This window comes from Pseudovibrio exalbescens, from assembly GCF_028737195.1.
GTDB lineage: Bacteria > Pseudomonadota > Alphaproteobacteria > Rhizobiales > Stappiaceae > Pseudovibrio > Pseudovibrio zosterae.
The window spans coordinates 57390-70496 of sequence record NZ_JAQZAJ010000003.1 but is presented as its reverse complement, the minus strand read 5'-3'; the positions used below and the strand labels follow the sequence as shown (position 1 = coordinate 70496).

Here is a 13107-nt window from a genome sequence, read left to right as displayed (position 1 = left end):
CTAAGCGCTTCAGACAAACAAAAACTAGGATTCTTCATGTCATCCATGACTGCTAAGGGCCAGCCTGCTGAGCCTCATGCAGGGCTTTCGCTTGTCGAAGTGGTCCTGCTGATTGCAGCTCTGATGGCGCTGAATGCGCTGTCCATTGATATTATGCTGCCCGCGCTACCCCAAATGGGTTCCGACCTTGGAGTAGTTCACGATAACGACCGTCAATTGATCCTCAGTGCCTACTTGCTGGGCCTTGGTGGTGCCTCGCTCATTTTCGGACCAGTTTCAGATTGGCTGGGACGCCGCCCAACGATGCTCGCAGGCATCGTGCTGTTTGTGATCGGCACCATCTTTGCGATTTTCGCCACCACGTTTGAGGCCATGCTGTTGGCGCGGCTTGTTCAAGGTATTGGCGCTGCCGCACCTCGCGTCGTCACCATCTCCATGGTGCGAGACTGGTATCATGGCCGTCAGATGGGCCGCGTCATGTCCCTCGCCATGATGGTGTTCATGGCTGCCCCAATCATTGCGCCGTCACTTGGACAGGCCATCCTGTTTCTGGGGCCATGGCGCTGGATATTCATCTTCCTCACTCTGTTTGCGTTTGCCCTTATGGCGTGGTGCATCACCCGCCTGCCAGAGAGTTTGCCGCCAGAAAAGCGCCTGCCACTCAACCCAAGAACGGTCGCGCGCTCCTATTGGTTTGTGCTCACCAACCGATACTCACTCGGCTATATGCTGGCGGTGTCCTGCACCTTTGGTGCGCTTTTCGGCTTCATCAACTCAGCGCAGCAGGTTCTGGGAGAAGTCTATGGACTTGGTGCCAGCTTCACGCTCGTCTTCGCTGGCATTGCCGCTGGGCAGTCCGTCGCCTCGTTCCTCAATGCTCAGTTCGTTGAAAAGTACGGCCTTCGGATGCTGTCTCACTGTGCGCTGGTATTGTTTGTAATCGTCAGCGCCATTGCCTCAGTCCTTGCTTTTACAGAGAACATGAACCTTTGGGGCTACGTCGTCTTTCAGGCATTGGGCATCTTTTTGTTCGGCTTCATTGGCCCGAACTTCAACTCTATGGCCATGGAACCACTAGGCGCCATGGCCGGAGCCGGCTCCGCAATGGTTGGCTTTGTCACCACCACAATCGGGGCGCTTCTTGGCGCATCCATTGGTGCCCTCTTCAACGGCAGTGTCGTTCCACTGACACTCGGTTACTTCGTTGTCGGCAGCATCGCGGTTGGCATCGTCCTTTGGACCGAAGGTGGCCGACTGTTCAAACCGATGCACGAAGACCAATAGAACGAGCCTTCATGGTCTAAACAAAAAAAAAGCCACCGGCTCTCCTTCCGGTGGCTTTTCCTTTTCAGATGTCCCCTCTTAGGAGGCTTTCTGGAAGGTGGCTGAAGCGGGTTGCACTTCAGCAGTATAATCTGTCACCAGTGTTTTAGTAATTTCGCCGACCTCAAAATGAGTGCCTGCGATTTCGCAAACTGGCGTCACCTCGGCCGCTGTTCCAGTAAGGAAGCACTGCTCAAAGCCGCTCAGCTCCTCCGGCAGAATGGTCCGCTCATGCACCGGGATACCGCGGCGCTTTGCGAGGTCGATCACAGTTCTGCGGGTGATCCCATCCAGGAAACAATCCGGCTTCGGCGTGTGAATTTCACCATCCTTGATGAAGAACACATTGGCGCCTGTTGCCTCTGCAACATGACCGCGCCAGTCAAGCATCAACGCATCCGCATAGCCCTTGCGCTCCGCCTCATGCTTGGACAGTGTGCAAATCATGTAAAGGCCTGCAGCCTTGGCCTGAAATGGTGCCGTTTCGGGTGCTGGACGGCGATAAATCGCATGGTCCAGACGCAATCCTTTGAGACGCTCTTCCGGGCTGAAATAGCTCGGCCATTCCCACGCGGCTATTGCCAGATGAATGGTGTTGTGCTGGGCAGAAATGCCCATCATCTCGCTGCCGCGCCATGCCACTGGGCGCAAGTAGGCATCAACAAGCCCGGACTTTTGCATCAACTCATTGCAAACACGATTGATCTCTTCCACGCTCCACGGGATCTCGAAGCCAAGAATATTGGCAGATGCATGGAGGCGCTCCGTGTGCTCTTGCAGCTTGAAGATCTCGCCGCCGTAGGCGCGCTGCCCTTCAAAGACACTGCTGCCATAATGGAGCCCATGCGATAGCACATGCACCTTCGCATCTGACCACGGCACATACTCGCCATCGTACCAGATGACACCTTCACGTTGATCAAATGGAATACCCGCCATTTTAAAACTCCGCTGGCGAACAATTGACAAAGAAAGACCGGTTGTCTCCGGCCAATTCAGGGCCTGTTCTCTTCAAGATTGTGGTCACATTGAACTCTATTGGACAACGGTACTAACCGTTGACTGCCCTCGCGAAATGTCGTTTGTATGGCACCATTCTCAATTCTTACCCAAAAACAGATACCTAAGAACAATCATTTCCCATCGGGCAATCAATACGTAACAATCTAACCAATATAAGTCAACATAACTGACGTATTTTTTGTAGAATAGAACAGCTGTGACGAACGACGACAGGCATCGAGCAATGCAAGAAACAGAACCCCGTTTTGACCTGATAGAGCTATTATTCTTTGCATATCGGGACTTTACGGACGATCCAGACGTGCTCTTGAACAAACTGGGCTACGGACGCGCGCACCACCGCGTCCTGCATTTCGTACACAGAAATCCGGGAATCAGGGTCTCCGACTTGCTCGGCATTTTGAAGATCACCAAGCAGAGCCTCGGGCGCGTACTCAAACAACTTGTGGATGAAGACTACATTGAGCAGCAACACGGCCCGCTCGATCGGAGGGAGCGCCTTCTTTTCACCACAGCCAAAGGCAAGCTATTGGCACAGGAGCTGTCACAGCTCCAAACCAAGCGGATCAACAAGACAATCGATCTCATGCCTACTGGTAGTGATGAAATCATTCGCCAATTCCTGTATCTCATGATTGACGAAAAGGATCGCAGCGACGTGGTTCGTCTCATAACCAAGAGCACAACCAAGGAATGACCAGTGACATCTACCCCAATCCCTGAGGATAGCGCCCCTCACCTCCTGCTCATCGACGACGACAGCCGCATCCGCGATTTGCTGCAGCGCTTTCTCGGAAATCAGGGCTTCCGGGTCACTGTCGCCAAGGATGCAGAAGAAGCTCGGCGCCGGATGCAGGGGCTGGAGTTTGACCTCCTCATTCTGGACGTCATGATGCCCGGCGAAAGTGGATTGGAATTCGCGCGCGATCTGCGCAACTCCTCAGATGTTCCAATCCTTATGCTCACAGCGCGCTCGGAGACGGATGACCGCATTCAGGGCCTTGAAGCGGGCGTTGATGATTACCTGCCAAAGCCCTTCGAACCACGAGAATTGCTGTTGCGGATCTCGGCAATCCTGCGTCGGGGAGGCCCGAAACAGGAGGAAAAGCCGGACAAGATCACCTTCGGCCCGTTTCAATACAATCCAGAGCGGGAAGAACTGAAGCGGGGCGAAGAGTTCATTCGGCTTACGGACCGAGAGAAGCAGTTCCTCAACGTGTTTGCAGCCAAGCCAGGTCAGACCATTACCCGCAATGATTTGGTCGGTGATGACACCAGCCTTGGCGAACGCACGGTGGATGTGCAGGTCAATCGTCTGCGACGCAAGATCGAAGAGGACCCAGGCAATCCTTTCTACCTGCAGACAGTTCGGGGCGTTGGCTACCGGCTGATTACGGACTAGTTCATGACCGACAGGAGCACATGGCGCGACTTCAGCATCTCAAGGACCATTAGGACCTCTCCTATCCTCAAATCGCTGCTGAAACCCTACTTTGCTTTTGCAAGCTGGCTGCACAACCGCCTGCCCAAAGGCTTGTACGTCAGAGCGCTCCTGATCATCGTCATCCCGATGGTACTGCTTCAGTCCGTGTTGGCATTCGTGTTCATGGAACGGCACTACGCCCTTGTAACACGACGCCTGTCCGAAGCGTTGGTAAGAGAGATCTCCGCCGTCGTTGAGATGTATGAAACATACGAAACGGAACAGGATGAGGAGCGCATCAAACGCATTGCCGCCAGCGCATTGAACCTCTCCGTTTCGGTCTCGAAGCCCGGCCCGTTGCCCCCCAAAAAAGACGCCTCTCTGTTCGATCTCGTGGACCTTTATACCAGCCGAGAGATCACAGCGCGCATAGGCAAGCCGTTCTTCATCGACACCATTGGCAATGATCGGTTCCTCGATATCCGCATTCAGCTTGAAGACAAAAATCTGCGCTTCATTGCGCGCAGAAGCTTGGCCTATGCATCCAACTCACACATTTTCATTGTCTGGATGGTCGCAACATCCCTCATCCTGATCATTACGGCCCTCCTGTTTTTGCGCAATCAGATCCGCCCTATCGAGAAGCTGGCAGATGCGGCTGAGGAGTTCGGCAAGGGACGCCAGCCGACCCAGTTCCGCCCTCATGGCGCCCGCGAAGTGCGCCGCGCGGCAATGGCGTTTCTGGACATGCGCCGCCGCATCGAACGCCACGTGGACCAGCGCACCACAATGCTTGCAGGTGTGAGCCACGATCTGCGCACCATCCTCACCCGCTTCAATCTTCAGCTCACGTTTCTGGATAACACGCCAGAAGTCGCGGCCCTGCGCCGTGACGTGGAAGAGATGAATCGGATGCTGGAGGATTATCTGGCGTTCTCGAAAGGCTATGGCGACGAGGAATCGGAAGAAACAGACATCTCGCTGATGCTGGAAGAGCTAGAGGTGGAGGCAGAAGTCGTTGGAGCGGATGTTGAGAGCACATTCGACGGTGATCCTCAGGTCGTACTCAAAGGGCGCGCCTTCCGCCGCTGTCTCTTGAACCTGATCTCAAACGCGGCGCGCTATGGCAAGACCATACGCATCAAGGGCCACAGAACTCCAGACTGGTTGATCGTTACCGTTGATGACGACGGGCCGGGCATTCCACCTCAAGAGCGTGAGAATGTGTTCCGGCCATTCCATCGTTTGGACACAGCCAGAAACCAAGACACCGGCGGGTCAGGCCTCGGCCTTTCTATCGCCCGAGACATTGTTCGTGCACATGGCGGAGAAATCTTTCTGCGCGAGTCGCCAATGGGTGGACTTCGAGTACGGGTGCGCGTTCCCATTTGATCCGCGCACCATCTCAGCCTGTCAGTGCAGGCGAGTGCCCAGCGGAACGTCCTTGTCCGGTCGCGCCAGGACAATGCCACCGTTTTCATGGGTAAAGCCCAGGGTCAACACCTCGGACATGAACTTGCCGATCTGGCGCGGCGGGAAGTTCACCACCGCCATCACTTGCTTCCCAACCAGCTGCTCTGGTGCGTAGTGATCGGTGATTTGTGCCGAAGACTTCTTCACGCCAATCTCGGGGCCAAAGTCGATCTTGAGCTTGATTGCAGGCTTTCGAGCTTCAGGATAAGGCTCCGCTTCAACCACCTGCCCGATCCGAATGTCCACCTTCAAGAAATCATCAAAGCTGATTGTGTTTTCCTCAGTGTCGCTCACGGCTTGCCCCTTTGCTTAGAACTAGATTTGATAGTCGCTTCCCCCGGAAGCCTCATCGGAAGGTTGCCGGCGGTTTCGTCGACCAGAGCGCATCTCGTTCATTCTCTTGAGGAAAGGTGAAAGGCGTTTTTGGGCTTTGTCCACGCGGCGCAGCCAGTCTTGTCCCTCTCGCAGCATCTGGTCAAGCGCGGCCATGGTCTTAGGTTGCCCTTTGTCCTCTTCCTCCAGCCATACCTTCAACACCCGCCAGAAGCCCACCGTCAGCGCATTGGTCACACCGACTTTCCTGAGCCCATGCAGCTCTATGCCCGCGCAAGCAAGCATCCATTCCATGGATTTTGCTGAGATCCGCTGTATTTCGAGCCCAAAGCCGGGGGAGGCTTCGACGGCATCACGCAAATGGCGCAGGGCCGCGCGGTGCGGTGCAAGGAAGTCGAGCCGCGTCATGAGCACATCAAACAACCGCTCACGCGCCCCCTCTTCCTCCATATCCTCATCGGCTTCGGCGAGGACCTTCTGGTCGATCTGGCTCACAAAGGCGCCCAGGATGTCGATCTTGCTATCATAGCTGGCCCGCAGCACATCAAGCCCCACATCCGAGGCCTCTGCGATGCTTGCATAGGTGATCGACGCATAACTCTGCTCACTGAGCAGCTTCATGAAGCTGTCGACAATACGCTTGCGTGTCTTTTCTGTAGGCACCGGCACACCTCCTCACCCTGTCACATGGTCATGCTAGTAAGCTAGCGATGAAACACGTCACGTCCAGTGCCGAGCCTGCTATTTTATTGCTTGGAAAGCTCTTTTGCCCGCTGCGCCGCCGCAGCCGCTGCCTCGCTCATGAGTTCCGTCAGCCCGTTGCCCCCCATCAGGACGTTCAACGCCGCCGCCGTCGTCCCACCGGGAGAGGTCACGTTCTCCCGAAGCGTGGAAGCTTCCAGTGAGCTTTGGTAGAGCAGTTCACCTGCTCCACATACCGTTTGGCGCGCCAATTGAGCGGCAACCTCAGGCGCCAGCCCCAGCCGCTCGCCAGCGGTCGTCAGCGCTTCTGCCATATGGAAAACGTAGGCAGGACCAGAACCGCTGATTGCAGTCACAAAGTCGATCTGCTCCTCCGTCTCCACCCAGACGAATGTGCCAACGGACTCCATGAGCTGCTTTACCAGCGCCTTTTGTGGCGCGCTCACCTTGGCATTTGCGTAGCCGCCGGAGATCCCGCGACTGACCTGCGCAGGGGTATTGGGCATTACCCGCACCACCGCACTGTCTTGGCCAAAGGCGCTCTCGAAGAAGGAAACCGGCGTGCCTGCGGCAACGGAAACAACAAGGGTCTTGTCATCTACGCACGCGGCAAGAGATGGCGCGATCTGCGCCATCATCTGCGGTTTGATGGCAAGAAGCAGAACGCCGGCTTTCAAGCCGTTCGGAAGCTTCTCATGCCATGTCACTGCATGTTGTTTCAGCAAAGCCTGCATTTCAGCAGAAGGACCCGGATCCAAAACACAGACACTTTCGGGCTTTATACCCTGACGAAGCCAGCCTTCCAGCATGGCTCCGCCCATCTTCCCTGCCCCCACCAATACGAGGGGGCGCTCTGCTGTCAAACTCATGCTTCGCCTACAGTCTCAAAAAGAGCGGTCTTCACCGCCTCATCAGCGGTCTTCCCGGCCCAAACAACAAACTGGAAGGCCTGATAGTAGCGCTCACACGCTTCCAGCGCATGAGAAAGCATCACTTCAATCTGCTGAGAGGTCGCCTCAACACCACCGGCCAACAACAAGGATTGCCGGAAGATCACAATGCCTTCCCGGCTCCACAAGTCGAAGTGCCCCATCCACATCTGCTCGTTTATGAGGGCCAGCAAGCGCACGATTTCAGTGCGCCGTGGGTCTGGCACCTTGAGGTCAAACGCAGCGGCAAGATGCAGAGCTTCAAGCTCTTCCATCCAGGAAAAGGAAATGTGGTAATCGCACCAGCTACCGGTAACGGAGATGGAGATTTCATCGTCACCAAGACGCTCAAAGGTCCAATCGTTGAGCGCCGCCACGTGTTCAATCGTGTCGACTGGATTTGGAACTTGCTCGAATTCGGTATCTATGAGGCTCATATCGGTCCTCTCAATGCTAGAGGGCGGATGAAAAACGACGCCCCACTTAATGTGGCGGTATCGTTCCCTAGGACCAGACACTTCTTGTGTTCTTCGTGGTTCGTCGCAGACTTTGGTGCCTTTTGCTTGAGGCTTCAGTCCAACCGCATGCCTATGACGAATCCTTGTTTTAAGAAAATATACAGGCAAGCTCCCTCATTGGGATACATGCCCCTCCCGGTGCCAATCGGGAAATTTGTGGACGACAAAACATCGCCCACAGAATTTTAACCTGTCATTACGGGCAGCTTTGGCGCGCCTAGTCCTTTTCGCGGGTAATCGCAGCTTCAAGTGCAGCGATCCGGTCTTCAGCAGCCTTGAGGCGTTTTTCGAGGCTTTCTACATCGTCAAGAGCGCGTACGGCCATCTCTTTGGTCGCGTCAAACTCTTCACGGCTCACCACATCCATGTCAGCCATAAAGCGCTCGATCTGTGCCTTGAATGCTGTCTCCACCTCACGGCGAGCGCCTTGCGCAACACCGGCGGCATCTGTCATCAGCTTAGCAAAATCATCAAGGAACTTGTTCGGCGATTGGGTCATCTCACGCTCCGCTGTCATTAAGGTACTGTAGACCTATTGTGGCAGCCCCTCAACTTCAAGAGAGATCCGTGGCTAAACCAGTGTTAACGGCGGTTGCGCACGAGTTTTATTTGCTCTCAATAATTTTAGCGCCAATCACCTCTGAAGCCACGCCGCCCATCTTGCACGAAGTCGCCGAATGACGCATGTAAGGGCCATAAATTCACCCCACCACCGGAACAGACATGCCCGCTTTTGCAATCCCGTTTCCTCATATTGATCCGGTCCTGATTGAGCTCGGGCCTCTCGCCATCCGCTGGTATGCTCTTGCCTACATTGCGGGCATTTTGCTTGCCTGGCGTTACATGCGAACCGCTGTCATGAACGACCGCTTCTGGGGCGCAAGTCAGCAGCGCCCCACGGCAGGAGACATTGACGACTTCGTTGTCTGGGCAGCCCTTGGCATCGTGCTCGGTGGCCGCTTGGGGTATGTGCTGTTCTACAATCCAGCCTACTACGCGGCCAATCCGGGCGAAATCCTCGCCGTGTGGACTGGCGGCATGGCTTTTCACGGCGGTTTTCTTGGCGTTGTGGTGGCAATGGTCGCCTATAGCTACGCCAAGGGCCTCAGCCTTCTCACCCTCATGGACCTGTGCGGCATTGCGGCACCCATCGGCTTGTTCTTCGGGCGCTTGGCAAACTTCATCAATACAGAGCTTTGGGGCCGCCCCACTGATGTGCCATGGGGTGTCATCTTCCCAAATGGCGGACCTTTGCCCCGCCACCCAAGCCAGCTTTATGAAGCAGCTCTCGAAGGCATCCTTCTGTTCATCATCCTTCGCGTTCTCATGAAGCGCTTCAAGTTCATGCACCACCCCGGCGCTCTGGCGGGCTGTTTTGCCGTGGGCTACGGTGTTTTCCGCTCCATCGCGGAGCTATACCGCGTTCCGGACGCCCATATCGGCTATCTTTCAGGTTTCCTGACCATGGGCATCCTGTTGAGCCTGCCCATGATCATCGCAGGGGCTGTACTCACTGTTTATGCCCTGCGCAAGGCACCAGCGAAGTAAGCACATGACGACCCACAAGACCCTGCTCGACAAGATCAAGTTCCGTATTGCCCATCAGGGTCCAATCACCATCGCAGAGTACATGAACCTGTGCTTGGCGGACCCGGAGTTCGGCTACTACATGACGCGGGAGCCCTTCGGCGCTAAAGGAGACTTCACCACAGCGCCTGAAGTCTCTCAGTTGTTTGGCGAGATCATTGGCGCATGGCTTGTCAATCAATGGCAGCAGGATGGCGCACCTGATGCCTTTCATCTTGTCGAGCTTGGCCCGGGACGCGGCACCCTGATGAAAGACGTGTTGCGCGTTGCCAACCTGCGGCCCGCATTCATGCAGGCGGCGAAGGTGCATATGGTGGAAACCAGCCCGCGCCTGAAGCAAGTGCAGAAGAACCGCCTCAGCAGACAGAGCATCCAGTGGCATGAAAGCTTCGAGAGCATTCCAGAGGGGCCACTATATGTGATCGCCAATGAGCTGTTCGACGCCCTGCCAGTTCACCAGTATCAGCTCACGCCACAAGGGTGGCGCGAGCGCTGCGTGGGCCTTACAGACGCCGGAGACCTTACCTTCGGCTTCAGCACAACCACGCTGGACACACGCCTGCTTGCAGAAAGCATAAAGAACGCGGGCCTCGGCAGCATACTCGAACTCAGCCCCGCCTCCACCGCACTGGCGACAAGCATTGCCCAGCGCATCACCGCGCATGGCGGCTCAGCGCTCTACATCGACTATGGCTACACGCAAACTCAAGTGGGTGACACGCTGCAAGCCCTCAAGGAGCACGCCTACGTCTCCTGCCTTGAAACACCTGGGCAGGCAGACCTCACCGCCCATGTGAACTTCGAGGCACTGGCCACAGCCAGCAAGAAAGCAGGCGCAATTCCCCACGGCCCGATCACACAGGCCGACTTCCTGCTAAGCCTCGGCCTCTTGGAGCGCGCAGGACAGCTCGGCGCGGGCAAATCAGAGGCGGAGCAGACCGACATTCGACAGGCTGTAGAGCGTCTTGCCGCCGACAATCAAATGGGCACCCTGTTCAAACTACTGGCAATCACTGCAAACAACATACCGCCAGTGCCGTTCTCCGCTAAAAACTAAAGCCTATTCCGCCGTGCGAATTGACAAACCGCGGGGAAGTCAGTCAACCTTCCCCGAAATGGAGGAGGCTTGATGATCCGAGCGCCTGAACTGGCATCCATGCCAAATGTGCGGCATGGCTTTTTTACGCGTGAAAACGGGGTATCATCCGGCCTTTATGAAAGCTTGAATGTAGGCTTGGGGTCCAAGGATGATCGAGACAACGTGCTGGAGAACCGCCGGCGCGTCGCTGAGCGGCTGGGTGTAGATGGCACTCATCTTGCCACCCCCTATCAAATCCACTCACCCGATGTGCTCGTCCTGGACGCTCCCCTCGCAGAGGATGCAGCGCGAGAGGCCGACGCGCTGGTCACGGCAACACCGGGCCTTGCGATTGGCGTTTTGAGCGCTGATTGCGGTCCGATCCTGTTTGCCGATCCCGAAGCAGGTGTCATTGGCGCAGCTCACGCTGGCTGGCGCGGCGCATTCGGCGGGGTCCTGAAGAACACCATCGCTGCAATGGAAGGTCTGGGCGCTCACCGAAGTGCCATCGTTGCGGTTCTGGGGCCCACCATCACCCAACCAGCCTATGAAGTTGGTCCGGAGTTCAAGGACCAGTTCCTCAGCCTTGACGGCACATTCGAGCGCTACTTCAGCCCGTCTGCACGCGAAACCCACGCGCAATTCAACCTTCCGGCCTTTATCCTTGATCTTCTAAAGGCCGAAGGTGTGCAGTCCGCGTCTTTTGTTGAACGCTGCACCTATGCGGAACCGGAGAAATTCTTCTCCTACCGCCGCTCCACCCACAAGGACGAGCCGGACTACGGCCGCCAGATTTCTGCCATCGTACTCGCCTGAATGCACTGGAAGGGATAAATCCATGGCTCTGCACTTCACACCAGAAGAGTTTGAAAACAGAAAGCAGGCGCTAGAGGCCAAAATGGCCGAACGAAAGCTGGACTGTCTTTTGGTTTTCGCTCAGGAAAGCATGTATTGGCTTACGGGCTTTGACACATTCGGCTTCTGCTTTTTCCAGTGTCTCATAGTCCGTCCGGGGGAGGAACCGATCCTTCTGACCCGCTCAGCGGATCTGCGTCAGGCCCGCCATACCTCCAACATTCGCGACATTCGCCTCTGGACCGATGTCGGCGGCAAGTCCCCTGTTGGACAGGTGAAAGAGATCCTGTTCGATCTCGACCTGCTGGGCACCCGCATTGGTATCGAATACGACACCCACGGGCTGACCGCTGCAAACGGCCGCGATCTGGACGAATCCCTGCGCGCATTTGCCGACACACGCGATGCCTCCGACATCATCCCAAGCCTGCGCCTCATCAAGTCGCCCGCCGAGCTAGAATATGTCCGTGAAGCCGCCCGGCTTGCCGACGCCGCTTTCGAAGCTGGCTTGGAGGTAGCGGGCCCCGGCGTGGATGAAGGCTTGATTCTCTCTCGCATGCAGGGCGCGATCTTTGAGGGCGGTGGTGACTATCCGGGCAACGAGTTCATCATCGGCTCCGGGCGAGACGCTCTGTTGTGTCGCTACAAGGCCGGTCGCCGCGAGCTTTCGGAAAACGATCAGCTCACGCTGGAATGGGCAGGCGTTTACCGCCACTATCATGCGGCTCTAATGCGTACGGCCATCATTGGCGAACCTACGCCGCGTCACAAGGAGCTGCATCAGGCAGCACTTGCTGCGCTTCATTCCGTTGAAACAGTGATGATACCGGGTAATACCTTTGGCGACCTGTTCACCGCCCATGCGGATGTTCTGGACGAACGGGGCCTGATGTCTCACCGACTCAACGCCTGTGGCTACTCCCTCGGAGCCCGTTTTACTCCAAGCTGGATGGACGCCCCTTACATGGCATATCGGGGAAATGAACATGTCATTGAGGAAAACATGGTGCTGTTCATGCACATGATCATCATGGATTCGGACAGCGAAACCGCCATGACGCTGGGGCAAACCTACATTACCCACAAGAACGGGCCAGAAACATTATCCAAGCTCTCTCTCGACCTGCCCGTTAAGGGGCGTTAAAGATTGTTCAGCTAGGACCCATTAAGTCTCTGCGCGCGGGGCGAAGCGCGCTGGATGCTCTGACATCGGTTAAGGAAGAAAATGTCCAGGTTTCAGGTTTTGTCACGGTGTTTGGCCGTAAGCTCAGTGCTGCTGCTCGCTGCGTGTGGAGGCGATCCCGTACCGCCTGGCACCTTGAATACAATGAACTCCATGATCAATCAGGATTCTGTCGCTCCAACAGTGGCACCTGACAAGGCAACTTTCGCCTTCGAACAGTTCACCGGCATTCCGGGTAACGCTGGCGACGACCTCGCCCGTTCCATCGCATCAAGCGCCCGCAATCAGAAGATCAATCTGGTGCGCCGCATTGGTGCCCCTTCCACCTATCGCGTGCAGGGCTATCTCTCCGCAGTGGGTGACCAGTACACCACCACCGTGTTCTATGTTTTCGACATCATGGACAACAACGGCAATCGTCTGCACCGCATTCAAGGGCAAGAGCAGTCTGATGGTGGCTCAGGCGATCCTTGGGCGTCAGTCTCGGGCGACTCACTGGATCGCGTTGCAGCGCGAGTCGTAGCGTCAATCAGTGCATGGGTGAACAGTGGTTAGCCGGCTCTGAACCGATTAATCGCGACTATTAGCCAGAATGCCCAAAAAAACACAGCAGTTCTGTCCTTCTGACTATTGTCGGCATGACATCTGATTGCTAAAAGGCGCGCAACGACAGCAGCAGA

Annotated in this window: 15 protein-coding genes; 9 read left to right on the top strand and 6 right to left on the bottom strand. The window is 56.1% G+C overall.

All coding sequences use genetic code 11. The features are described 5' to 3' along the window. The first annotated feature begins 36 nt into the window (after positions 1-36). Complete coding sequence (locus tag PUV47_RS09795; protein WP_274218375.1) at positions 37-1284, top strand: multidrug effflux MFS transporter; 1248 nt, start codon at positions 37-39, stop codon at positions 1282-1284. 78 nt (positions 1285-1362) lie between these two features. On the opposite strand, the gene PUV47_RS09790 is transcribed toward PUV47_RS09795, so the two are convergent. Then, complete coding sequence (locus PUV47_RS09790) at positions 1363-2262, bottom strand: branched-chain amino acid aminotransferase (protein ID WP_274218374.1); 900 nt, start codon at positions 2260-2262, stop codon at positions 1363-1365. 307 nt (positions 2263-2569) lie between these two features. Between PUV47_RS09790 and PUV47_RS09785 the strand changes: the two genes are divergently transcribed. From PUV47_RS09785 to PUV47_RS09775, 3 genes are read left to right on the top strand one after another with little or no spacing between them, the layout of a single operon-like run. Beyond that, on the top strand, positions 2570-3043 hold the full coding sequence (locus PUV47_RS09785) for a MarR family winged helix-turn-helix transcriptional regulator (protein WP_274218373.1): 474 nt from the start codon (positions 2570-2572) through the stop codon (positions 3041-3043). Positions 3044-3046: 3 nt separating this feature from the next. Next, entirely contained in the window at positions 3047-3748 is a 702-nt protein-coding gene (locus PUV47_RS09780) for a response regulator (RefSeq protein WP_274218372.1), read from the top strand. 3 nt (positions 3749-3751) lie between these two features. Beyond that, entirely contained in the window at positions 3752-5161 is a 1410-nt protein-coding gene (locus PUV47_RS09775) for an ATP-binding protein (protein ID WP_274218371.1), read from the top strand. Positions 5162-5182: 21 nt separating this feature from the next. On the opposite strand, the gene PUV47_RS09770 is transcribed toward PUV47_RS09775, so the two are convergent. The 5 genes from PUV47_RS09770 to PUV47_RS09750 all read right to left on the bottom strand — a co-directional run bounded on the left by PUV47_RS09770 (position 5183) and on the right by PUV47_RS09750 (position 8223). Next, on the bottom strand, positions 5183-5536 hold the full coding sequence (locus PUV47_RS09770; protein WP_274218370.1) for a tRNA-binding protein: 354 nt from the start codon (positions 5534-5536) through the stop codon (positions 5183-5185). Positions 5537-5557: 21 nt separating this feature from the next. Then, the gene (locus tag PUV47_RS09765; RefSeq protein ID WP_274218369.1) at positions 5558-6238 is read right to left on the bottom strand and encodes a TetR family transcriptional regulator; all 681 of its coding nucleotides are present in this window, start codon (positions 6236-6238) and stop codon (positions 5558-5560) included. Between the two features lie 83 nt (positions 6239-6321). Then, on the bottom strand, positions 6322-7146 hold the full coding sequence (gene proC / locus PUV47_RS09760) for a pyrroline-5-carboxylate reductase (RefSeq protein WP_274218368.1): 825 nt from the start codon (positions 7144-7146) through the stop codon (positions 6322-6324). Beyond that, entirely contained in the window at positions 7143-7643 is a 501-nt protein-coding gene (locus PUV47_RS09755; protein WP_274218367.1) for a YbjN domain-containing protein, read from the bottom strand. Before PUV47_RS09755 ends, proC begins: the two co-directional genes overlap by 4 nt. Before the next feature lie 298 nt (positions 7644-7941). Next, positions 7942-8223 carry an accessory factor UbiK family protein gene (locus PUV47_RS09750; RefSeq protein WP_274218366.1) on the bottom strand — a complete coding sequence of 94 codons (282 nt, stop codon included), beginning with the start codon at positions 8221-8223 and terminating at the stop codon, positions 7942-7944. Positions 8224-8447: 224 nt separating this feature from the next. Here PUV47_RS09750 and lgt point away from each other — a divergent pair, with 224 nt between their 5' ends. The 5 genes from lgt to PUV47_RS09725 all read left to right on the top strand — a co-directional run bounded on the left by lgt (position 8448) and on the right by PUV47_RS09725 (position 12982). Continuing rightward, the gene (gene lgt, locus PUV47_RS09745) at positions 8448-9272 is read left to right on the top strand and encodes a prolipoprotein diacylglyceryl transferase (protein ID WP_274218365.1); all 825 of its coding nucleotides are present in this window, start codon (positions 8448-8450) and stop codon (positions 9270-9272) included. Positions 9273-9276: 4 nt separating this feature from the next. After that, positions 9277-10368 (top strand): class I SAM-dependent methyltransferase, encoded by a 1092-nt coding sequence (locus PUV47_RS09740; RefSeq protein ID WP_274218364.1) that lies wholly within the window; start codon positions 9277-9279, stop codon positions 10366-10368. A gap of 72 nt (positions 10369-10440) precedes the next feature. Next, entirely contained in the window at positions 10441-11205 is a 765-nt protein-coding gene (pgeF, locus tag PUV47_RS09735) for a peptidoglycan editing factor PgeF (RefSeq protein WP_274218363.1), read from the top strand. Positions 11206-11227: 22 nt separating this feature from the next. Continuing rightward, positions 11228-12388 carry a M24 family metallopeptidase gene (locus tag PUV47_RS09730; protein WP_274218362.1) on the top strand — a complete coding sequence of 387 codons (1161 nt, stop codon included), beginning with the start codon at positions 11228-11230 and terminating at the stop codon, positions 12386-12388. 81 nt (positions 12389-12469) lie between these two features. After that, the gene (locus PUV47_RS09725) at positions 12470-12982 is read left to right on the top strand and encodes a hypothetical protein (protein ID WP_274218361.1); all 513 of its coding nucleotides are present in this window, start codon (positions 12470-12472) and stop codon (positions 12980-12982) included. Positions 12983-13107: the final 125 nt, after the last annotated feature.

What these genes read in the sequence shown, in the direction of transcription:
- PUV47_RS09795 (WP_274218375.1), top strand. Translation starts at nt 37, where the DNA reads ATGTCATCCATGACTGCTAAGGGCCAGCCTGCTGAGCCTCATGCAGGG.
- PUV47_RS09790 (WP_274218374.1), bottom strand. Translation starts at nt 2,262, where the DNA reads ATGGCGGGTATTCCATTTGATCAACGTGAAGGTGTCATCTGGTACGAT.
- PUV47_RS09785 (WP_274218373.1), top strand. Translation starts at nt 2,570, where the DNA reads ATGCAAGAAACAGAACCCCGTTTTGACCTGATAGAGCTATTATTCTTT.
- PUV47_RS09775 (WP_274218371.1), top strand. Translation starts at nt 3,752, where the DNA reads ATGACCGACAGGAGCACATGGCGCGACTTCAGCATCTCAAGGACCATT.
- proC (WP_274218368.1), bottom strand. Translation starts at nt 7,146, where the DNA reads ATGAGTTTGACAGCAGAGCGCCCCCTCGTATTGGTGGGGGCAGGGAAG.
- PUV47_RS09755 (WP_274218367.1), bottom strand. Translation starts at nt 7,643, where the DNA reads ATGAGCCTCATAGATACCGAATTCGAGCAAGTTCCAAATCCAGTCGAC.
- PUV47_RS09750 (WP_274218366.1), bottom strand. Translation starts at nt 8,223, where the DNA reads ATGACCCAATCGCCGAACAAGTTCCTTGATGATTTTGCTAAGCTGATG.
- lgt (WP_274218365.1), top strand. Translation starts at nt 8,448, where the DNA reads ATGCCCGCTTTTGCAATCCCGTTTCCTCATATTGATCCGGTCCTGATT.
- PUV47_RS09740 (WP_274218364.1), top strand. Translation starts at nt 9,277, where the DNA reads ATGACGACCCACAAGACCCTGCTCGACAAGATCAAGTTCCGTATTGCC.
- pgeF (WP_274218363.1), top strand. Translation starts at nt 10,441, where the DNA reads ATGATCCGAGCGCCTGAACTGGCATCCATGCCAAATGTGCGGCATGGC.
- PUV47_RS09730 (WP_274218362.1), top strand. Translation starts at nt 11,228, where the DNA reads ATGGCTCTGCACTTCACACCAGAAGAGTTTGAAAACAGAAAGCAGGCG.
- PUV47_RS09725 (WP_274218361.1), top strand. Translation starts at nt 12,470, where the DNA reads ATGTCCAGGTTTCAGGTTTTGTCACGGTGTTTGGCCGTAAGCTCAGTG.